Source organism: Yokenella regensburgei, from assembly GCF_051486985.1.
GTDB lineage: Bacteria > Pseudomonadota > Gammaproteobacteria > Enterobacterales > Enterobacteriaceae > CBFFRJ01.
On record NZ_JAHVDV010000008.1, the window covers coordinates 56,415 to 76,497 of the forward strand.

The 20,083-nt window shown below is 51.2% G+C and carries 23 protein-coding genes and 1 tRNA gene; 18 read left to right on the forward strand and 6 right to left on the reverse strand.

Annotation, left to right across the window (positions count from 1 at the left end):
• Positions 1 to 10 precede the first annotated feature (10 nt).
• On the reverse strand, positions 11 to 997 hold the full coding sequence (gene kdsD, locus KXR87_RS07880) for an arabinose-5-phosphate isomerase KdsD (protein WP_437431712.1): 987 nt from the start codon (positions 995 to 997) through the stop codon (positions 11 to 13).
• Positions 998 to 1,010: 13 nt separating this feature from the next.
• Positions 1,011 to 1,988: a calcium/sodium antiporter gene (locus tag KXR87_RS07885; protein WP_437431713.1), complete on the reverse strand. Its 978-nt coding sequence runs from the start codon at positions 1,986 to 1,988 to the stop codon at positions 1,011 to 1,013.
• A gap of 229 nt (positions 1,989 to 2,217) precedes the next feature.
• On the opposite strand from KXR87_RS07885, the gene mlaF reads away from it, so the two are divergent.
• From mlaF to murA, 7 genes are all read left to right on the forward strand, one after another.
• Positions 2,218 to 3,030 (forward strand): phospholipid ABC transporter ATP-binding protein MlaF, encoded by an 813-nt coding sequence (gene mlaF, locus KXR87_RS07890; protein ID WP_437431714.1) that lies wholly within the window; start codon positions 2,218 to 2,220, stop codon positions 3,028 to 3,030.
• A gap of 7 nt (positions 3,031 to 3,037) precedes the next feature.
• Complete coding sequence (gene mlaE / locus KXR87_RS07895; protein ID WP_437431715.1) at positions 3,038 to 3,820, forward strand: lipid asymmetry maintenance ABC transporter permease subunit MlaE; 783 nt, start codon at positions 3,038 to 3,040, stop codon at positions 3,818 to 3,820.
• A gap of 4 nt (positions 3,821 to 3,824) precedes the next feature.
• Positions 3,825 to 4,376 carry an outer membrane lipid asymmetry maintenance protein MlaD gene (gene mlaD, locus KXR87_RS07900; RefSeq protein WP_437431716.1) on the forward strand — a complete coding sequence of 184 codons (552 nt, stop codon included), beginning with the start codon at positions 3,825 to 3,827 and terminating at the stop codon, positions 4,374 to 4,376.
• A 16-nt stretch (positions 4,377 to 4,392) separates the two neighbouring features.
• A complete protein-coding gene (gene mlaC / locus KXR87_RS07905) occupies positions 4,393 to 5,028 on the forward strand; it encodes a phospholipid-binding protein MlaC (RefSeq protein WP_437431717.1) in 636 nt (211 codons plus the stop codon).
• Positions 5,028 to 5,321: a lipid asymmetry maintenance protein MlaB gene (gene mlaB, locus KXR87_RS07910; protein WP_437431718.1), complete on the forward strand. Its 294-nt coding sequence runs from the start codon at positions 5,028 to 5,030 to the stop codon at positions 5,319 to 5,321. Before mlaC ends, mlaB begins: the two co-directional genes overlap by 1 nt.
• Positions 5,322 to 5,447: 126 nt before the next feature.
• A complete protein-coding gene (ibaG, locus tag KXR87_RS07915) occupies positions 5,448 to 5,702 on the forward strand; it encodes a BolA family iron metabolism protein IbaG (RefSeq protein ID WP_437431719.1) in 255 nt (84 codons plus the stop codon).
• Between the two features lie 52 nt (positions 5,703 to 5,754).
• The gene (murA, locus tag KXR87_RS07920) at positions 5,755 to 7,014 is read left to right on the forward strand and encodes a UDP-N-acetylglucosamine 1-carboxyvinyltransferase (protein WP_437431720.1); all 1,260 of its coding nucleotides are present in this window, start codon (positions 5,755 to 5,757) and stop codon (positions 7,012 to 7,014) included.
• A gap of 52 nt (positions 7,015 to 7,066) precedes the next feature.
• Here murA and sfsB read toward each other — a convergent pair whose 3' ends face one another.
• Together sfsB and ispB are read right to left on the reverse strand one after the other, a co-directional pair.
• Entirely contained in the window at positions 7,067 to 7,339 is a 273-nt protein-coding gene (gene sfsB / locus KXR87_RS07925; protein WP_437431799.1) for a DNA-binding transcriptional regulator SfsB, read from the reverse strand.
• Between the two features lie 215 nt (positions 7,340 to 7,554).
• Positions 7,555 to 8,526 carry an octaprenyl diphosphate synthase gene (ispB, locus tag KXR87_RS07930; protein WP_437431721.1) on the reverse strand — a complete coding sequence of 324 codons (972 nt, stop codon included), beginning with the start codon at positions 8,524 to 8,526 and terminating at the stop codon, positions 7,555 to 7,557.
• A gap of 259 nt (positions 8,527 to 8,785) precedes the next feature.
• On the opposite strand from ispB, the gene rplU reads away from it, so the two are divergent.
• From rplU to cgtA, 4 genes are all read left to right on the forward strand, one after another.
• A complete protein-coding gene (gene rplU, locus KXR87_RS07935; protein WP_437431722.1) occupies positions 8,786 to 9,097 on the forward strand; it encodes a 50S ribosomal protein L21 in 312 nt (103 codons plus the stop codon).
• Positions 9,098 to 9,115: 18 nt separating this feature from the next.
• The gene (rpmA, locus tag KXR87_RS07940; RefSeq protein ID WP_064541895.1) at positions 9,116 to 9,373 is read left to right on the forward strand and encodes a 50S ribosomal protein L27; all 258 of its coding nucleotides are present in this window, start codon (positions 9,116 to 9,118) and stop codon (positions 9,371 to 9,373) included.
• A gap of 95 nt (positions 9,374 to 9,468) precedes the next feature.
• The gene (locus KXR87_RS07945; RefSeq protein WP_437431723.1) at positions 9,469 to 10,434 is read left to right on the forward strand and encodes a DMT family transporter; all 966 of its coding nucleotides are present in this window, start codon (positions 9,469 to 9,471) and stop codon (positions 10,432 to 10,434) included.
• 15 nt (positions 10,435 to 10,449) lie between these two features.
• Positions 10,450 to 11,622 (forward strand): Obg family GTPase CgtA, encoded by a 1,173-nt coding sequence (gene cgtA, locus KXR87_RS07950; protein ID WP_437431724.1) that lies wholly within the window; start codon positions 10,450 to 10,452, stop codon positions 11,620 to 11,622.
• A 79-nt stretch (positions 11,623 to 11,701) separates the two neighbouring features.
• On the opposite strand, the gene dacB is transcribed toward cgtA, so the two are convergent.
• Positions 11,702 to 13,135 (reverse strand): serine-type D-Ala-D-Ala carboxypeptidase, encoded by a 1,434-nt coding sequence (gene dacB, locus KXR87_RS07955; RefSeq protein WP_437431725.1) that lies wholly within the window; start codon positions 13,133 to 13,135, stop codon positions 11,702 to 11,704.
• A gap of 248 nt (positions 13,136 to 13,383) precedes the next feature.
• Here dacB and greA point away from each other — a divergent pair, with 248 nt between their 5' ends.
• Complete coding sequence (greA, locus tag KXR87_RS07960) at positions 13,384 to 13,860, forward strand: transcription elongation factor GreA (protein WP_437431726.1); 477 nt, start codon at positions 13,384 to 13,386, stop codon at positions 13,858 to 13,860.
• Between the two features lie 152 nt (positions 13,861 to 14,012).
• Here greA and yhbY read toward each other — a convergent pair whose 3' ends face one another.
• Positions 14,013 to 14,306 carry a ribosome assembly RNA-binding protein YhbY gene (gene yhbY, locus KXR87_RS07965; protein ID WP_437431727.1) on the reverse strand — a complete coding sequence of 98 codons (294 nt, stop codon included), beginning with the start codon at positions 14,304 to 14,306 and terminating at the stop codon, positions 14,013 to 14,015.
• Between the two features lie 121 nt (positions 14,307 to 14,427).
• Here yhbY and rlmE point away from each other — a divergent pair, with 121 nt between their 5' ends.
• The 6 genes from rlmE to KXR87_RS07995 all read left to right on the forward strand — a co-directional run bounded on the left by rlmE (position 14,428) and on the right by KXR87_RS07995 (position 19,974).
• Positions 14,428 to 15,057: a 23S rRNA (uridine(2552)-2'-O)-methyltransferase RlmE gene (rlmE, locus tag KXR87_RS07970; protein ID WP_437431728.1), complete on the forward strand. Its 630-nt coding sequence runs from the start codon at positions 14,428 to 14,430 to the stop codon at positions 15,055 to 15,057.
• Between the two features lie 55 nt (positions 15,058 to 15,112).
• Complete coding sequence (gene ftsH / locus KXR87_RS07975; RefSeq protein ID WP_437431729.1) at positions 15,113 to 17,044, forward strand: ATP-dependent zinc metalloprotease FtsH; 1,932 nt, start codon at positions 15,113 to 15,115, stop codon at positions 17,042 to 17,044.
• A 93-nt stretch (positions 17,045 to 17,137) separates the two neighbouring features.
• Entirely contained in the window at positions 17,138 to 17,986 is an 849-nt protein-coding gene (gene folP, locus KXR87_RS07980) for a dihydropteroate synthase (protein WP_437431730.1), read from the forward strand.
• Positions 17,979 to 19,316 carry a phosphoglucosamine mutase gene (glmM, locus tag KXR87_RS07985; protein ID WP_437431731.1) on the forward strand — a complete coding sequence of 446 codons (1,338 nt, stop codon included), beginning with the start codon at positions 17,979 to 17,981 and terminating at the stop codon, positions 19,314 to 19,316. Before folP ends, glmM begins: the two co-directional genes overlap by 8 nt.
• 227 nt (positions 19,317 to 19,543) lie before the next feature.
• Positions 19,544 to 19,876 carry a preprotein translocase subunit SecG gene (secG, locus tag KXR87_RS07990; protein ID WP_437431732.1) on the forward strand — a complete coding sequence of 111 codons (333 nt, stop codon included), beginning with the start codon at positions 19,544 to 19,546 and terminating at the stop codon, positions 19,874 to 19,876.
• 11 nt (positions 19,877 to 19,887) lie between these two features.
• Positions 19,888 to 19,974 (forward strand) — tRNA-Leu (locus tag KXR87_RS07995).
• Positions 19,975 to 20,083: the final 109 nt, after the last annotated feature.

Sequence of the window (20,083 nt, forward strand, 5' to 3'; positions counted from 1 at the left end):
TCATCCTTTTTTATACTACGCCCGCGCGCAGCAAATCATGCATATGTACCACACCCAGCAGTTGGTCGCCATCGGCAACCAGGACGGAGGTGATATGGCGGGATTGCATCAAATTCAGGGCTTCAACAGCCAACATATCAGGTCTGACGCGTATGCCGCCTGGGGTCATCACGTCAGCGATGCCGAGGTTACGGACGTCTGCACCTGTATCAAAGACGCGCCGTAAATCACCATCAGTAAAAATGCCTTCGATTTTCATCAGGTCGTTGCAAATGACCGTTAAGCCAAGATTTTTACGGGTAATCTCCAGCAACGCGTCACGAAGCGATGCCTCTTTGCTCACATGAGGGATTTCATCACCCGTGTGCATAATATCGTGAACGCGCAGAAGCAGTTTACGACCCAACGCCCCGCCGGGGTGCGAAAGGGCAAAGTCCTCGGCAGTGAATCCACGTGCTTTCAGCAGTGCGACTGCGAGTGCATCACCCATCACTAAAGCGGCCGTGGTGCTGGAGGTAGGTGCCAGGCCAAGCGGGCAGGCTTCTCTGGGTACTTTTACGCACAAATGGATATCCGCAGTCCGACCCATGCTGCTGTCCGGTCGGCTGGTCATGCAAATCAGATAAACGTTCAGTCGCTTTAATACCGGAATAAGGGCAAGAATCTCATTTGACTCACCCGAATTAGAGAGCGCAATTACCACATCCTGTGCGCCAACCATGCCCAAATCGCCATGTGCGGCTTCGCCGGGATGCACAAAAAACGAGGGGGTGCCCGTACTGGCAAAAGTGGCCGCCATTTTTCTGCCGATATGACCGGATTTACCCATCCCCATCACTACCACTTTGCCGCTGCAGTAGAATATTTTCTCGCAGGCTAATGCAAAATCCTGATTGATGTACTGATCGAGATGCGCAAGGCCTTCACGCTCAACGTTAAGAACGTCTCGCCCGGCTTGCTGAAAATCAAACCCTGGTTCCAGATCAATAAGCGACATAATGCGTCTCCACCTAGCCCGTCAACCGTGGCGTTACCCAGAACAACAACGCCAGCCATATAAAGAATCCTGCCAACAACAGTGCCCCCGGCCCTCTGCCAGACTGTTGCTTACGTCGCCAACAGATAAAGGCGAAGATAATGCTCACCAGCAGCATGACGCCGTAATCCCGCGAAAAGGCGAGAGGGCTAAATGTGCCAGGGGCAATCAAGGCGGGCAGCCCCAGCACTAACGTGATGTTGAATATATTCGAGCCGATGATATTACCGATGGCAATATCGTCTTCCCCTTTACGCGTCCCGGCGATGGCGGTTGCGAGTTCTGGCAATCCCGTACCTATTGCTATCACCGTCAGGCCAATGGTTAGCTCACTCATGGCAAAATAATTCGCCATGACAGTGGCATTATCAACCACCATCCGGGTAGCCATAGGCATGATAATCAGCGCGACCCCCAGCCAGAGAAACGCGACCGACAGGCTACCGCCGCGCGGTAACTCAGCCAGCTGTTCTCGTGTCAGGCTGTCGTTCCCCTGACGCTCGGCCAGACGGGCGATTTTAACAATGAATACCAGCCAGAGCACGGCAAGAAGCAGTAAAAAAAAGCCTTCTGTTCTGGAGAGTTGCCCATCAAACAGAACCAGCCCTGCCAGCAGGCTGGCGATCAACATTAGCGGTAACTCACGGCGTAAGATATCGGAATGGACGGTAAATGGATGTAAAAATGCGGCGAGGCCCAAAATCAGAAGAATGTTGGTGATGTTAGAGCCAATAGCCGTGCCAATCGCCAAATCGAGCTGACCATGCAGGGACGCGGCCACCGAAACGATAATTTCCGGTAAAGAGGTGCCAATGCTGACCACCGTCATGCCAATCAGCAGCGGTGGTATCCCCAGATTTCGGCACATGATTGAGGCTGCAAATACCAGGCGATCGGCGCTGTAGACCACCAAAAGTAAACCAATTATTAATAGCGCCGTCGCTAAAAGCATCTAACATCCTTTCTTAAGGTATAATCTGCCGGTCCGCAGGCTGCGATCGCCGGGAAAACCGGGAATGTAGAGCGGCGTAATGAAGTCTTAATTTTGACTTTATGCGGCTCAAAAGTAAAACAAATGCCAGCTTTCGCTAACTCAAGCAGGTAATATTCTGTAAAAATGTTGGGTTCTTGATGTTATCGACCATGATGCAATACCCGGCAGGGCTTATAAGGATGAAAGAATGAGCCAGACAGCGGCGAACCTCGTTGATATCCGTGGCGTGAGTTTTTCACGTAGTAACCGTCCTATTTTTACTGATATTTCATTGACGGTGCCACGTGGAAAGATCACTGCGATCATGGGGCCATCCGGGATTGGTAAGACGACGCTTTTACGTCTTATAGGCGGCCAGATCCCCCCCGATAAGGGAGAGATCCTTTTTGATGGTGAAAATATTCCGGAGATGGGGCGCTCCCGGCTGTTCACCGTAAGAAAAAGAATGAGTATGTTATTTCAATCCGGCGCGCTCTTTACCGATCTCACCGTATTTGAAAATGTGGCTTACCCCTTGCGTGAACATACCAACCTGCCTGAGCCGCTGCTCAGAAGTACGGTGATGATGAAACTTGAAGCGGTTGGCTTACGTGGCGCAGCCAAACTGATGCCATCAGAACTCTCCGGCGGGATGGCGCGTCGTGCGGCACTGGCACGCGCCATCGCGCTTGAGCCGGATTTGATCATGTTCGACGAACCTTTTGTCGGGCAGGACCCCATTACTATGGGCGTGCTGGTCAAACTGATTTCCGACTTAAACAGCGTCCTGGGTGTGACCTGTATCGTTGTCTCGCATGATGTGCCGGAAGTCCTGAGCATTGCTGACTACGCGTATATCGTTGCGGATAAAAAAATTGTTGCTCATGGTAGCGCTCAGGGGCTGCAAGAGAATGGCGATCCACGGGTTCGTCAGTTTCTTGACGGCATCGCTGATGGGCCGGTTCCCTTCCGTTATCCCGCTGGTCAATATCAATTCGATTTATTAGAGACAGGGAGTTAAGCCACTCATGCTGCTTGAAGCACTGGCGTCGTTTGGCCATCGCGGGATCAAAACGATCGCGACGTTTGGGCGCGCCGGTTTAATGTTATTTAATGCCCTCGTTGGCAAACCCGAGTTCCGCAAGCATACGCCGTTGCTGGTACGCCAGCTCTACCACGTGGGTGTCTTATCGATGCTCATTATTTTGGTTTCCGGCGTGTTTATCGGCATGGTGTTGGGCTTACAGGGTTACCTGGTGCTCACAACCTACAGCGCAGAAACCAGCCTTGGCATGCTGGTGGCGCTCTCGCTTCTCCGTGAACTGGGGCCGGTGGTTGCCGCACTGCTGTTTGCGGGTCGCGCTGGTTCTGCACTCACGGCTGAAATTGGTCTTATGCGTGCAACCGAACAGCTTTCCAGCCTTGAGATGATGGCGGTGGACCCGCTGCGCCGCGTCATCGCGCCGCGCTTTTGGGCCGGTATCATCTCCCTGCCGTTGTTGACCATTATTTTTGTTGCTGTCGGGATCTGGGGCGGTTCGCTGGTCGGGGTCAACTGGAAAGGAATCGACTCTGGCTTCTTCTGGTCGGCAATGCAGGATGCCGTCGACTGGCGTCTGGATCTGATTAACTGTCTGATTAAAAGTGTCGTCTTCGCCATTACTGTAACCTGGATTGCATTATTCAATGGTTACGATGCGATTCCGACTTCTGCCGGGATTAGCCGGGCGACAACACGTACCGTTGTGCATTCTTCACTGGCTGTCCTTGGCCTTGATTTTGTGCTCACCGCATTGATGTTTGGGAATTGAGTTCATGCAAACAAAGAAAAGTGAAATTTGGGTTGGCATTTTTGTTTTGGTCGCGCTGCTGGCTGCGCTCTTCATCTGTCTGAAAGCGGCAGATGTTGCCTCGATGCGTACAGAGCCAACTTACCGTATTTATGCGACCTTCGATAACATCGGCGGCCTGAAGGCGCGCTCACCGGTTCGTATTGGCGGAGTGGTAGTCGGGCGTGTTGCAGACATCGAACTTGATCCGAAGACCTATCTGCCTCGTGTTTCGCTGGATATCGAAGAGCGATACAACCAGATCCCGGACACCAGCTCATTAGCGATTCGTACGTCAGGGTTGTTGGGTGAGCAATATCTGGCACTGAATGTGGGTTTTGAAGATCCTGAGCTCGGAACATCTATGCTTAAAGAAGGCAGTACTATCCAGGATACAAAATCCGCGATGGTGCTTGAGGATCTGATCGGACAATTCCTTTACAGCAGTAAGGGAAGTGACAATAAGAGTTCCGGCGATGCTCAGCCGCAACAGCAGGACGATACTTCTACCGCACCGTCCGCGGGTTCGATGAATTAACGAGGAGAATTGACGCATGTTTAAACGTCTATTAATGGTTGCCATGCTGGTCATTGCCCCCCTGGGGCTTGCCAACGCCGTAGAACAGAGCAACCCGTATAAAGCAATGCAGGAAGCCGCGCAAAAAACCTTTGATCGTCTTAAAAATGAGCAGCCGAAGATTCGCGCAAACCCTGACTATCTGCGTGATGTGGTGGATCAGGAGCTGTTGCCTTATGTGCAGGTGAAATATGCCGGCGCACTGGTACTGGGACGTTATTACAAAGAGGCGACCCCGGCGCAGCGTGAAGCTTACTTTGCCGCGTTCCGCGAATATCTCAAGCAGGCTTATGGGCAGGCGCTGGCGCTTTATCATGGGCAGGGCTATCAGATCGCACCAGAAAAACCGCTCGGTGACGCCTCTATTATTCCTATCCGCGTCACTATTACCGATCCGAATGGTCGACCGCCTGTACGTCTTGATTTCCAGTGGCGTAAAAATACCCAAACGGGTAACTGGCAGGCTTATGACATGATTGCTGAAGGCGTGAGCATGATAACGACGAAGCAGAATGAATGGAGTGATTTGTTACGCACCAAAGGCGTTGACGGTCTGACCGCGCAGTTACAGTCTATTTCTCGTCAGAAAATCACACTGGATGAGAAAAAATAATGACCGCTCCGCTTAGCTGGGCGCGGGACGGCGAAAAGCTGGTCGTGCAGGGTGAAATTGATCAGGACGTATTAAATCCCTTGTGGGAAGCGCGCGTTGAGGCGATGAAAGGCATAACCTGCATCGACCTGAATGGCGTTACCCGGATTGATACCGCTGGAGTTGCCCTGCTCATCCATCTTATCGACCTGGGTAAAAAGCAGGGGCATCAGGTTTCGCTTGAAGGTATCAGCGAAAATCTGAGAACGCTTGCGCAGCTGTATAATTTGCCCCTGGACGTATTGCCTCGCTAATTTTTTCAGTACGTTACTCTTTAAAGCCTCGTTTGATCTATCAACGAGGCTTTTTGCTTATTTAAGACCGCGCCACTTTCCTCTAAGATGTGGGGCTGTTTTCACTATCAGATGAAATTAACGCCCATGGAAAATCATGAAATTCAGACAGTGCTGATGAATGCACTCTCTCTCCAGGAAGCCCACGTCTCTGGCGATGGCAGTCACTTTCAGGTTATTGCTGTGGGTGAGGTATTCGAAGGGATGAGCCGCGTCAAGCAGCAACAGGCGGTTTATGGCCCGCTTTCGGAATACATTGCGGATAACCGCATCCACGCTCTGTCGATCAAAACGTATACGCCGCAGGACTGGGCGCGCGATCGCAAGCTAAATGGTTTTTGAGCTACGGGCCCGGGCCCGCAGCGCGTGTGAATTTTTAACAGAGAACAGATGAATGGATAAGTTTCGTGTACAGGGGCCGACACGGCTCCAGGGCGAAGTCACAATTTCAGGCGCAAAAAACGCCGCGCTGCCCATCCTCTTTGCCGCATTGCTGGCTGAAGAGCCGGTAGAAATCCGCAACGTTCCGAAACTGAAAGACATCGATACCACCATGAAGTTACTCAGCCAGCTGGGTATGAAAGTGGAACGTAATGGATCCGTTTGGATCGATGCGAGCAAGGTTAATGTTTTCTGTGCCCCTTACGATCTGGTTAAAACCATGCGTGCTTCCATCTGGGCGCTGGGACCGTTGGTCGCACGTTTCGGTCAGGGTCAGGTTTCATTGCCCGGCGGCTGTGCTATCGGCGCTCGCCCGGTTGACTTGCATATCACGGGTCTGGAGCAGTTAGGCGCAGAGATTAAGCTGGAAGAAGGTTACGTTAAAGCCAGCGTGCAGGGCCGCCTTAAAGGCGCGCACATTGTGATGGATAAAGTCAGCGTAGGCGCAACGGTGACTATTCTTTCTGCGGCAACGCTTGCAGAAGGCACGACCGTTATTGAAAACGCGGCACGTGAGCCTGAAATTGTTGATACCGCGAACTTCCTCAATGAGCTCGGCGCGAAAATCACCGGTCAGGGTACCGATCGTATTACGATTGAAGGTGTTGAACGTCTGGGTGGGGGAACCTACAGCGTGCTGCCGGATCGTATCGAAACGGGGACCTTCCTGGTCGCAGCCGCGATTTCGGGCGGCAAGATTTTATGTCGTAACGCTCAGCCGGATACGCTGGATGCCGTTCTCGCTAAACTGCGCGAAGCGGGGGCGGATATCGAAGTGGGTGAGGACTGGATTAGCCTTGATATGCATGGTAAACGTCCTAAGGCTGTCACCGTTCGTACCGCACCCCATCCGGCGTTCCCTACAGATATGCAGGCCCAGTTCACCCTGCTCAACCTGGTTGCCGAAGGGACGGGTGTTATCACCGAAACGATTTTCGAAAACCGCTTTATGCACATTCCTGAACTGATTCGTATGGGCGCGCACGCGGAAATCGAGAGCAATACGGCAATCTGCTACGGCGTTGAAAAATTATCCGGGGCGCAGGTAATGGCAACGGATCTGCGCGCATCTGCAAGCCTGGTGCTGGCAGGTTGTATTGCGGAAGGTACCACCATTGTTGACCGCATTTACCACATCGACCGTGGCTATGAACGCATTGAAGACAAACTGCGTGCGTTGGGTGCAAACATCGAACGCGTAAAAGGCGAATAATCGTTCACGCGCAACAGAGCCCCTCTCAATTCTGACAGGGGCTTTTTATTGTTTATTTCATATTTTTTTTCCGCATCATGCTGGTTCGGTTTATGAACTCATGCGTCACCGGATCATGATAGCGGGAGGGCCATATCACCCAGGGCTCTGTTTCCAGTGCCCGGGCAATAATGAGTTCACCCTTCGGCCAGGAGCGACTTAACGCGTTGGCGAGCGTTGAAGAAGACAGCCCATTTTTTCGCGACTCCGCCGCCAGGGATGTCCCTTTTTTATGCAGCCCGGCGATGATATCGGCATTGTGCCAGTCAATGAATTTACTCTCCATCATTCCTCCCTGGAAAAAACCTGTTACTACATGACAGTAAGTCTGTGCATTTACTATACGCATATAAGAGCTATTGCTCTAAAAAGTTCATGTAAGATTTTTAAATTTAGGATTCTATCAAGGCTCAGATATTGAGGTGGAAAAAGAGGCGGAGAGCTTGCTAATGAGAACTTATTGAAACTTTCCCGTCGGATGACGGGAAAGTTGATGGAGCATTAATGATCGCGTTGAACGGCGATATGAGCCAGCCCGATAAGCGCCTCGCGCCACGGGGAGTCTGGCAAAATCTGCAAGGCGCTGATGGCTTTGTCAGCCTCTTCTTCTGCACGCTGGCGCGTCCACTCAAGAGAACCGCACTCCGCCATTGCCTGCAGTACAGGTTCAAGCAGATGTCGACCATTGCCATTTTCAATCGCGTCACGAATCATGCCTGCCTGCTCAGGCGAACCATTGTGCATGGCATGAAGTAGCGGGAGAGTTGGCTTTCCTTCGTTAAGATCATCGCCGGTGTTTTTTCCGAGTGTCTCGCCGTCTGCGCTGTAATCCAGAAGATCGTCGATCAGCTGAAACGCGGTTCCCAGATAGCGGCCATAATCCTGAAGGGCTTTTTCCTGAGCGGGGCTGCACGCTGCCAGCATGCCAGAACATTGCGCCGCAGCCTCAAATAAACGCGCTGTTTTACTGTAAATGACGCGCATGTAATTTTCTTCAGTGATGTTCGGATCGTTGACGTTCATCAACTGCAGAACTTCACCTTCAGCAATGACATTGACCGCTTCTGACATCACCTCAAGTACACGAAGTGAACCAAGGCTGGTCATCATTTGAAACGCACGGGTATAGATAAAGTCACCGACCAGCACGCTGGCCGCATTTCCAAAGGCGGCATTGGCCGTCGCCTTTCCACGCCGCATATCGGATTCATCCACAACATCATCATGAAGAAGCGTTGCCGTGTGGATAAATTCGATCAGCGCAGCAATGGTAACATGCGCATTGCCTTCATATCCCACCGCTCTTGCAGCAAGCACGGCGATCATCGGACGGATGCGTTTACCGCCACCGCTAACGATGTAATAACCCAACTGGTTGATTAACTGAACATCCGAGTTGAGCTGCTGCAGGATTGTCGCATTAACACCCGCCATATCTTGCGCGGTTAACTCATTGATTTTTTCTAAATTCATCGCAAAAGCCGGGCTTTCAGTCCTGTTTACCACATATCAAAATGGGATAACGAAGGGTTACGGGTTAGAATAGTATTGCTGATTGTACTGAAAAAACGCGACAGATAAACGTTGCCGTACAGGTTGTGTTTTTTTTCTTCATGGAGTGATGCAAGCACTTGTCAAAGGCTCGCGTTTTGCGTAATATTCGCGCCCTATTGTGAATATTTATAGCGCGCTCTTAATCATTCATAAGGTGTGCGCAGAAGCGGAGTTTTTTATGTACGCGGTTTTCCAAAGTGGTGGTAAACAACACCGAGTAAGCGAAGGTCAGACCGTTCGCCTGGAAAAGCTGGACATCGCAACTGGCGAAACTATTGAGTTCGCTGAAGTTCTGATGATCGCAAACGGTGAAGAAGTCAAAATCGGCGTTCCTTTCGTTGATGGCGGCGTAATCAAAGCTGAAATCGTTGCTCACGGTCGTGGCGAGAAAGTTAAAATTGTTAAGTTTCGTCGTCGTAAACACTATCGTAAGCAGCAGGGCCATCGTCAGTGGTTCACTGATGTGAAAATCACTGGCATCAGCGCTTAAGACAGGGGAGCAGATTAAATGGCACATAAAAAGGCTGGCGGCTCGACTCGTAACGGTCGCGATTCAGAAGCTAAACGTCTGGGCGTAAAACGCTTTGGCGGCGAAACAGTTCTGGCTGGTAGCATCATCGTTCGTCAACGTGGTACTAAATTCCACGCTGGTTCTAACGTTGGTTGCGGCAAGGACCACACTCTGTTTGCTAAAGCAGACGGTAAAGTGAAATTCGAAGTTAAAGGCCCGAACAACCGTAAATACATCAGCATTGTTGCTGAGTAAGTTTTTCGTGGTCCGGTAACGGATTAAAGCCCCGCAACGTGTTGCGGGGCTTTTTACATTAAGAGTCCGGTGAAATTCTGACAGGGAATACGGGCATGAAACAGCAGGCAGGCATTGGTATCCTTTTGGCGCTGACTACCGCGATGTGCTGGGGAGCATTGCCAATTGCGATGAAGCAAGTGCTGGAAGTGATGGAGCCTCCTACGGTGGTCTTTTATCGCTTTTTAATGGCAGGAATAGGGCTTGGTACTATTTTAGCGTGTAAACGCAAGCTGCCTCCCATGCGTATTTTCCGTAAGCCCCGTTGGTTGCTCTTGCTGGCAATCGCCACCGGTGGCCTTTTCGGTAACTTCATCCTTTTTAGCTCCTCCCTGCAATATCTGAGCCCCACAGCATCACAGGTTATAGGTCAGCTTTCTCCGGTTGGAATGATGATAGCAAGTGTCGTCATTTTAAAAGAGAAAATGCGCGGTACGCAGGTGGTGGGTGCAACAATGCTGCTTTGTGGGCTGTTGCTCTTTTTTAATACCAGTTTAATTGAAATTTTTACCAGACTGACCGACTACACATGGGGTGTAATTTTTGGCGTGGGTGCTGCAACGGTTTGGGTGAGCTATGGGGTGGCGCAGAAGATTTTACTGCGTCGTCTGGCCTCACAGCAGATCCTCTTTTTGCTGTACACTTTGTGTACAATAGCGTTGTTGCCCCTTGCGAAGCCGGAAGTGGTCTTGCAACTGAGTAGCTGGCAAGTGGCATGCCTGATTTTTTGCGGCCTTAACACGCTGGTAGGTTACGGTGCGCTGGCGGAAGCCATGGCGCGCTGGCAGGCAGCGCAGGTGAGTGCGTTAATTACCCTTACTCCCCTGTTTACGCTGCTATTTTCAGATTTATTATCAATGGCCTGGCCCGATTTTTTCGCCAGACCGATGTTAAACCTTATCGGTTATCTCGGTGCGTTTGTCGTGGTTGCGGGAGCGATGTATTCCGCCATTGGCCATCGTCTCTGGGGACGATGGCGTAAGCGTGAAGTGATCGCCACTTTGCCCCGCTCAGGCGAATGAGTAACGGAGAGTAAAATGAAGTTTGTTGATGAAGCGACCATTCTGGTCGTGGCAGGTGATGGTGGCAATGGTTGTGTGAGCTTCCGTCGCGAAAAATATATTCCGCATGGTGGCCCTGATGGCGGCGATGGCGGCGATGGTGGTGACGTCTGGCTGGAAGCGGACGAAAACCTGAACACCCTGATAGACTACCGTTTTGAAAAGTCTTTCCGTGCTGAGCGTGGTCAGAATGGTCAGAGCCGCGACTGCACCGGTAAGCGCGGCAAAGATGTCATTATTAAAGTGCCTATGGGAACGCGCGTAATTGATCAGGGCACTGGCGAAACCATGGGCGACATGACCAACCATGGTCAGCGTTTGATGGTGGCGAAAGGCGGCTGGCATGGTCTGGGTAACACCCGCTTTAAATCCTCTGTTAACCGTACACCGCGCCAAAAAACGATGGGTACTCCGGGTGATAAACGCGAATTAGCGCTGGAGCTAATGCTGCTGGCGGATGTCGGTATGCTGGGTATGCCTAATGCCGGTAAATCGACCTTTATTCGCGCCGTGTCAGCGGCAAAGCCAAAGGTAGCTGATTACCCGTTTACCACGCTTGTTCCGAGTCTGGGCGTGGTGCGTATGGACAACGAAAAGAGCTTTGTTGTCGCCGATATTCCAGGACTGATTGAAGGCGCTGCTGAAGGTGCCGGACTCGGTATTCGATTCCTGAAACACCTTGAGCGTTGTCGCGTCCTGCTGCATCTCATTGATATTGATCCTATCGACGGCTCCGATCCGGTTGAAAACGCGCGCATTATTGTGGGCGAGTTGGAAAAATACAGCGAGCAACTGGCAGCTAAACCGCGTTGGCTGGTTTTCAATAAAATTGATCTGATGGACAAAGCGACAGCGGAAGCAAAAGCAAAAGAGATCGCTGATGCTTTAGGCTGGGAAGGCGAGTTTTATCTCATCTCCGCTGCCAGCCAGCAAGGGGTGAAAGAGCTCTGCTGGGATGTCATGACCTTCATTATCGAAAACCCGGTGGAGAAAGCGCAGGAAGCCAAACAGCCTGAGAAAGTCGAGTTTATGTGGGATGATTACCATCGCCAGCAACTCGAAGAAGCCGAGATTGAAGAGGACGATCTGGACGATGACGACTGGGATGAGGACGACGAAGAAGGCGTCGAATTTATCTATAAGCGTTAATCTGATACCGGACGTGTAAATCCTATCAGTGTCTGATGAAAAGCCGGGTAAGCAGTGCGACTGCTACCCGGCTTTTTTATTAGTTATTCTGATAGATATCTTTGTAGAGGCGGCTTTCAAAACGAACCAGCGGGATGCGGCGATTACGCTGATTGGCAGGCTCGACAGCATAACCAGAGAGGTATTGTACAAACGCCATTCTCTGCCCACTTGAGGTAGTGATAAAGCCCGCAAGGTTATACACCCCCTGTAGCGAGCCCGTTTTGGCCGACACCTTTCCATCGACCCCCGCTTCGTGCAGACCCGCACGGTATTGCAATGAACCGTCATGGCCGGCGAGCGGCAGCATTGAGATGTAGTTAAGTTCGCTATCGTGTTGCGCGATGTATTGCAGGACCTGCATCATCGTAGAAGGCGCAATCAGGTTATGGCGCGATAGGCCCGAACCATCTGCGATAATGGTATTGCCGATGTCCACGCCCGCCTGCTGGCGCAGAATTTGCCTGACGGCATCTGACCCGGCCCTCCAGGTGCCAGGCACCCCAAAGCGTGCATGACCAATCATCCTGAAGACGGTATCGGCAATCATATTGTCCGATTTTTTCAGCATGATTTTAAGTAAGTCGTGTAAAGGAGGGGACTGCGTAGTCGCAATGACCGTACCGGGTTCATTGACCAGCGTCTGGCGTAACAGAGTGCCTGAATAGGTAATGCCAGCCTCTTTGAGTTCCGCCTTCAGGATAGCGCCCGCATAACTGGCTCCGTCCTGGACTGCGAATGCAAGGGGAAGTGGCTCCGCACGTTGCGGCAGGCAGCCCGTTAATGTGTAACGGTTAAGATCGCCGGGCACCACATCAAGCTCACAGTACTGGGTTTCTGCTGAACCGCGTGCGAGCGTCCTGACCTGGCTAAACATATTCACGGGATAGTAAGAGGCGACGCGGATGAAAGCCAAATCCCCTGCTTTTTGCGCGCTGTAAAGCGAGATGGAGAAACAGTTGCGATCGACAATGGCGGCAGCGGGTGGTGCGCTGAAACACTGCGTCATGTCATTCCAGGGCCAGCCCGGTGCTTTATCATGACTGGCAAAAACGGAGGTATCGATCAGTACGTTCCCGTCGATTTTATCAATCCCCGATTTTTTCAGCATCGCGACCATATTGCGAATGTTCTGACGTTTTAGCGTCGGATCACCCCCAAATCGCGCAATAAGATCACCTTTTAATGTACCGCTGTTAACGTTGCCTTTAGTCTCTAAGGTCGTCGTAAAACGGAAATCCGGACCAAGTTGCAGTAACGCAGCCAGCGCCGTGATGACTTTCTGCGTACTCGCCGGAAGCGCCATTTGCTTGCCGTGATAATCTATCTCCGGCTCCTGGGCACCCACTTTTTGTACCATTAACGCAAGGTTCGCGCCGTCAGGAAGCTGATTAATGTACTCGTCGACATTCGCGGCCTGGGCATTCAGGGCTATACTGGTGGTCAATCCGATGATAAATCTGGAAAATCGCATAATCTCGCGCTAACAGCCTGGAAACAAGCCGTCATACTACGGTGCATCGACCCGGAAAGTAAACGATGACCCATAGTGAACTTCCGGTTAAAATGCGTATCAAATTGAAAAATTGTCGCTGACCTGGAGCTTTGTCCCCGGGTCAGTTTTCTTTTGCTTCTGACCCGGGGCTGTGAGCTTTTTTTGGTCAGACATAGCAACCGGGGCGGAACAACTGCTCCCTACAGGAATGTTTAAGAGGTATACAAATGCAAGCTATTCCGATGACCTTACGTGGTGCCGAAAAACTTCGTGAAGAGCTGGACCATCTGAAGTCCGTGCGTCGCCCGGTAATCATTGCCGCCATTGCGGAAGCCCGTGAACACGGCGACTTGAAAGAGAATGCTGAATATCACGCAGCACGCGAACAGCAGGGTTTCTGCGAAGGTCGAATCAAGGATATTGAGGCAAAATTGTCTAACGCTCAGGTCATTGATATTTCGAAAATACCAAACAACGGACGCGTTATTTTCGGCTCAACGGTTACCGTGCTCAATCTCGACAACGATGAAGAGCAGACTTACCGTATCGTCGGCGATGATGAAGCTGACTTTAAGCAAAATCTTATTTCAGTGAACTCGCCGATTGCCCGCGGTCTGGTCGGCAAAGAACAGGACGATGTCGTTAATATCCGTACCCCTGGCGGTGATGTTGAATTTGAAATTATCAAGGTTGAATACCTGTAATCGCTTCGCGTTCGTTGATTGTTGACGTATTGTAAAGAAAAGAAAAAGGCCGCATGGCGGCCTTTTAACAACTCCATGAGCATGGCATTTTGCTCGTCTACTGTCGAAAACCCCTCGTTTTACACAGATTTTGTGTTCAATTAAGGATATCCTTAGCGCGGTAGCGAGATTTTGCGCTCTTTAGCAGGACGATAAAGCACCAGCGTTTTACCGATGACCTGTACATTACAGGCGCCGGTTTCGCGCACGATAGCTTCCACGATCAGGGTTTTATTCTCGCGGTCTTCGGTAGCGATTTTGACCTTGATAAGCTCATGGTGCTCTAACGCTTGTTCGATCTCGGCCAGCACCCCTTCGGTCAGACCATTGTTGCCAAGCATAACAACTGGCTTGAGCGGATGTGCCAGACCTTTCAGGTGCTGTTTTTGTTTAGTACTAAGATTCATCGTATATTTTGCTTACGTTGGGATTGAAAACGGGTCATTCTACCGCCATCTCCCTAATATCACCAAATCGCTGCGTGGAATTTTACGTTGCTGTATATGATGAACCCGGACGGAATGTTAAATGACAGGTAAAAAGCGTTCTGCCAGCTCGAGTCGCTGGCTTCAGGAACACTTTAGCGATAAATATGTTCAAGAGGCACAGAAAAAGGGGTTACGTTCCCGTGCCTGGTTTAAACTTGATGAAATACAGCAAAGTGACAAACTTTTTAAGCCGGGAATGACCGTAGTCGATCTCGGCGCTGCGCCCGGCGGTTGGTCTCAATATGCCGTGACGCAAATCGGTGGGACGGGCCGCATTATCGCTTGCGATCTTTTACCTATGGATCCAATCGTTGGTGTGGACTTCCTCCAGGGCGATTTTCGTGATGAATTAGTCCTTAAAGCGTTACTGGATCGTGTCGGTGACAATAAAGTACAAGTTGTCATGTCTGATATGGCACCAAACATGAGCGGTACCCCGGCAGTTGATATTCCCCGGTCGATGTACCTGGTTGAACTGGCACTGGGAATGTGTAGGGATGTGCTGGCACCAGGCGGTAGTTTTTTAGTGAAAGTGTTTCAGGGCGAAGGATTTGATGAGTACCTAAGAGAAATTCGCTCTCTGTTTACGAAGGTGAAAGTTCGTAAGCCGGACTCTTCTCGTGCCCGTTCACGCGAAGTGTACATTGTAGCGACCGGGCGAAAACTATAGTAACCTGCCGCTGTTTTTAACACAGTTGTAATATGAGGTTAATCCCTTGAGTGACATGGCGAAAAACCTAATACTCTGGCTGGTCATTGCCGTCGTGCTGATGTCAGTATTCCAGAGCTTTGGGCCCAGCGAGTCTAATGGCCGTAAGGTGGATTACTCTACCTTCCTGCAAGAGGTCAATCAGGACCAGGTTCGCGAAGCGCGTATCAACGGACGTGAGATCAACGTTACCAAGAAAGATAGTAACCGTTACACGACTTACATCCCGGTTAACGATCCGAAACTGCTTGATAACCTTTTGACTAAAAACGTCAAAGTGGTTGGCGAGCCGCCGGAAGAGCCTAGCCTGCTGACTTCCATCTTTATCTCCTGGTTCCCGATGCTGTTGCTGATTGGGGTCTGGATATTCTTTATGCGCCAAATGCAGGGCGGCGGTGGCAAAGGTGCCATGTCGTTCGGTAAGAGCAAGGCGCGTATGCTCACTGAAGATCAGATTAAAACCACTTTTGCTGACGTTGCAGGCTGTGACGAAGCAAAAGAAGAAGTGGGTGAGCTCGTTGAATATCTGCGTGAGCCAAGCCGCTTCCAGAAGCTGGGTGGTAAAATCCCTAAAGGCGTTCTGATGGTCGGCCCTCCGGGTACAGGTAAAACCCTGCTCGCAAAAGCTATCGCGGGTGAAGCGAAGGTGCCGTTCTTTACCATCTCCGGTTCTGACTTTGTGGAAATGTTTGTTGGTGTCGGTGCATCTCGTGTGCGTGACATGTTCGAACAGGCCAAGAAAGCGGCGCCGTGCATCATCTTTATCGATGAAATCGACGCCGTAGGTCGCCAGCGTGGTGCGGGCCTGGGTGGCGGTCATGATGAGCGTGAACAAACGCTGAACCAGATGCTGGTTGAGATGGATGGTTTCGAGGGCAACGAAGGCATTATCGTGATTGCCGCGACTAACCGTCCGGACGTGCTTGACCCTGCGCTTCTGCGTCCAGGCCGCTTCGACCGTCAGGTTGTGGTTGGCTTGCCGGATGTCCGCGGTCGTGAGCAAATCCTGAAAGTGCATATGCGTCGCGTCCCACTGTCTCCGGACATTGATGCTGCGATCATCGCACGTGGTACGCCTGGCTTCTCCGGTGCCGATCTGGCGAACCTGGTAAACGAAGCAGCCCTGTTTGCTGCGCGCGGAAACAAGCGTGTGGTATCGATGGTTGAGTTCGAGAAAGCGAAAGACAAAATCATGATGGGTGCGGAACGTCGCTCCATGGTGATGACGGAAGCGCAGAAAGAGTCCACGGCTTATCACGAAGCAGGCCACGCCATTATTGGTCGCCTGGTACCGGAACATGATCCTGTACACAAAGTGACGATTATTCCACGCGGTCGTGCGCTGGGTGTGACCTTCTTCCTGCCAGAGGGCGATGCTATCAGCGCCAGCCGTCAGAAGCTGGAAAGCCAGATTTCGACCCTGTACGGTGGTCGTCTGGCAGAGGAGATCATCTACGGTGCGGAACATGTTTCTACCGGTGCGTCCAACGATATTAAAGTGGCGACTAACCTGGCGCGTAACATGGTGACTCAATGGGGCTTCTCTGACAAACTCGGTCCGCTGCTGTATGCGGAAGAAGAGGGTGAAGTTTTCCTGGGCCGTTCTGTAGCGAAAGCCAAACATATGTCCGATGAAACAGCGCGTATCATCGATCAGGAAGTGAAATCGCTTATCGAGCGTAACTATGCTCGTGCTCGTCAAATCCTGAATGACAATATGGACATCCTGCATGCGATGAAAGATGCGCTGATGAAGTACGAGACCATTGATGCTCCGCAAATTGATGATCTCATGGCGCGCCGTGACGTTCGTCCGCCTGCTGGCTGGGAAGATCCCGGTACCAGCAATTCTGACAGTAATGGTACGCCTCGTGCGCCACGTCCTGTTGATGAACCACGTACGCCGAATCCAGGTAATACGATGTCAGAACAGCTGGGTGATAAATAAGTTACCCGCTGTTGATGATCGGTTCTGCTGATGAAACCCCGGGGTGCATGCTCCGGGGTTTTTCTTTTTTGACTTATTAAACCAGGTTCAACCATGAAACTTCATGCACAGGGCACCGCCCTCGATCTTTCGCATCCGCACGTAATGGGAATTTTGAATGTTACGCCAGACTCATTTTCGGATGGTGGCACACACAACACGCTGATTGATGCGGTGAAGCACGCTAATTTGATGATCAATGCAGGCGCTACGATTGTTGATATTGGCGGGGAATCGACCCGACCCGGCGCGGCGGATGTCAGCGTAGAAGAGGAGCTGGAGCGGGTTATCCCGGTGGTTGAAGCTATTGCTCAACGTTTTGAAGTCTGGATTTCAGTGGATACATCCAAACCTGAAGTGATCAAAGAATCAGCCAGGGTTGGGGCTCATATTATCAATGATATTCGTTCATTGTCACAGCCGGGGGCGCTGGAAGCAGCCGCGCAAACCGGTTTGCCCGTCTGTCTGATGCATATGCAGGGAGAGCCCCGGACGATGCAGGAGGCACCTCGCTATAAGGACGTCTTCGCTGAGGTAAACCAGTACTTTATTGACCAGATTGCACGTTGTGAACAGGCGGGTATCTCAAAAGAGAAATTGTTGCTCGACCCGGGATTTGGTTTCGGTAAGAATCTCTCCCACAACTATGCGCTGCTCGCCCGTCTGGCTGAATTTCATCATTTTGACCTACCGCTGCTTGTTGGAATGTCGCGTAAAACGATGGTAGGTCAGTTGTTGAACGTAGGACCTACAGAGCGACTAAACGGCAGCCTGGCCTGTGCCGTGATTGCGGCGATGCAGGGCGCGCATATTATTCGGGTTCATGATGTAAAAGAGACGGTCGAAGCCATGCGGGTGGTCGAAGCCACATTGTCAGCGAAGGAAAAGAAACGCTATGAGTAATCGCAAATATTTTGGTACCGATGGCATTCGTGGTCGCGTGGGCGATGCCCCGATCACCCCCGATTTTGTATTAAAGTTAGGCTGGGCGGCGGGCAAAGTGCTGGCACGGCACGGCTCACGCAAAATCATTATCGGCAAAGACACCCGTATTTCTGGCTATATGCTTGAATCAGCTTTGGAAGCTGGGCTTGCAGCTGCCGGACTGTCTGCTTCGTTTACAGGCCCTATGCCGACGCCGGCTGTGGCCTACCTGACCCGCACCTTCCGTGCTGAAGCCGGTATCGTTATCTCTGCCTCACACAACCCGTTTTATGATAATGGCATCAAGTTCTTCTCCATCGACGGCACGAAATTACCGGATGCGGTCGAAGAAGCGATTGAAGCCGAAATGGAAAAAGAGCTCACCTGCGTGGATTCTGCAGAGCTTGGCAAAGCAAGCCGTATCGTTGATGCGGCTGGTCGTTACATTGAATTTTGCAAAGCCACCTTTCCAAATGAGCTAAACCTCAATGCTCTCAAAATCGTTGTCGACTGCGCCAACGGTGCGACGTACCACATTGCGCCGAGCGTGTTCCGTGAGCTCGGTGCGAAGGTAATTGCTATGGGATGCGAGCCAGATGGCGTCAACATCAATGAAGAGGTAGGGGCGACCGACGTTCGCGCCTTACAGGCTCGTGTTGTTGCAGAGAAAGCCGATCTTGGGATAGCTTTCGACGGCGATGGCGATCGGGTCATCATGGTCGATCATGAAGGAAATAAGGTCGATGGCGATCAGATCCTCTACATCATCGCGCGTGAAGGGTTGCGTCAGGGGCAACTACGTGGCGGCGCTGTCGGGACGTTGATGAGTAACATGGGGCTTGAGCTGGCGTTAAAACAGCTGGGCATTCCCTTTACCCGCGCAAAAGTGGGCGACCGTTACGTCATGGAGAAGATGCAGGAAAAAGGCTGGCGCATTGGTGCAGAAAATTCCGGGCATGTCATCTTGCTCGATAAAACCACGACGGGTGATGGCATTGTTGCCGGGTTGCAAGTCGTTGCCGCAATGGTACGTAACCACATGACATTGCATGACCTGTGTAGTGGAATGAAAATGTTTCCGCAGATTCTGGTAAATGTACATTACACCGCAGGCAGCGACGATCCGCTTGAAACCGAGTCCGTAAAAGCTGTTACGGCTGAAGTGGAAGCGGCTCTGGGAAATCGTGGTCGCGTTCTGCTGCGAAAATCCGGAACCGAGCCCCTTATTCGCGTTATGGTCGAAGGTGAGGACGAAGCTCTGGTTGTGGATTATGCAAACCGTATTGCCGATGCCGTTAAGGCCGTTTAACCTAAGTTAAGTGTCTAAAAAGGCGGCTTTTGCCGCCTTTTTTATGCGCAAACAAAGCGTTTTTGCTGTTTTTTTCCGCACTTGATACAATGCGCTAAAATTGCCCTTGCGAAGGTCATTCGCTTTGGTTAGTATTCACACCCGCTTCTAGTGGGAAACGCTAACAGCCCCGCTTTAATTGGTTTGAAGCATTGAGATGCGGCAACACCGCAAGGAACAGGTTGATTATGTACGAAGCTCTTTTAGTTATTTTCCTTATTGTGGCAATTAGCCTGGTTGGTATGATCATGCTGCAACAAGGTAAAGGCGCTGATATGGGAGCCTCATTTGGTGCAGGCGCTTCGGGTACGCTGTTCGGTTCAAGTGGTTCTGGTAACTTCATGACCCGTACAACAGGTATTCTGGGCACACTGTTCTTCATCATCAGCCTGGTGTTGGGCAACATCAATACCAACAAAACCAATAAAGGAAGTGAATGGGAAACGCTGAATGCGCCGGCTAAAGTCGAGCAAAGTCAGCCAGCCGCTCCGGTACAGCCGAGCAGTGATATCCCTAAATAAGAAGTAGTCGTGCTGAGGTGGTGGAATTGGTAGACACGCTACCTTGAGGTGGTAGTGCCCTAACGGGCTTGTGGGTTCGAGTCCCATCCTCAGTACCAATATTCCGAAAAAAAGACGCTGAAAAGCGTCTTTTTTTTGCCTGTCATTTAGCAAACCGCACCTGTTCAACGCATTGTTAATGCCGCTCACTTACAGGCCAAAAAAAAG